The following is a 517-nucleotide window of genomic DNA, read 5'->3' as shown; positions in this document are numbered from 1 at the left end:
TTGCCACATGGAGTGGGTTTGTTTATGTCGCTTTCGTGATAGATGTTTTTTCACGATACATTGTAGGTTGGCGTGTATCAACGACAATGCACACAGAACTTATTCTTGATGCGTTAGAGCAAGCTATTTGGCATCGTGGCAATCCCGAGGGGTTAATTCACCACAGCGACAGAGGGAGTCAATATCTGTCTATACGATACACTGAGCGACTTGCTGAAGCTGGAATTCAAGCGTCTGTAGGCAGTGTGGGTGACTCTTATGACAATGCATTGGCTGAAACAATAAATGGATTATTTAAAACAGAGATTATTCGCAGAAATGGCCCGTGGAAGAATGTTGATGCTGTTGAATACGCAACGTTAGAGTGGGTTAATTGGTTTAATAATCAACGCCTATTATCTTCAATTGGGTATATTTCACCAGCTCAATATGAAACAGACTACTATGATAATTTAAACGAGTCAGGTAAAGTGGCCTGACTTAAACAAACTGGTCTCCGATGAACTCGGGGCGATTC

1 protein-coding gene is annotated in these 517 nt (G+C 41.8%); it reads left to right on the top strand.

The window, feature by feature from the left end; all coding sequences use genetic code 11:
* Positions 1–479, top strand: a 479-nt coding sequence (locus tag P20311_RS18105; protein WP_024601065.1) for an IS3 family transposase, incomplete at its 5' end; no start/stop codon positions are given.
* Between the last annotated feature and the right edge of the window lie 38 nt (positions 480–517).

The sequence above is a fragment of the Pseudoalteromonas sp. BSi20311 genome (assembly GCF_000239875.1).
Classification (GTDB): Bacteria; Pseudomonadota; Gammaproteobacteria; order Enterobacterales; family Alteromonadaceae; genus Pseudoalteromonas.
This window is presented reverse-complemented; position numbering and strand designations above follow the sequence as displayed.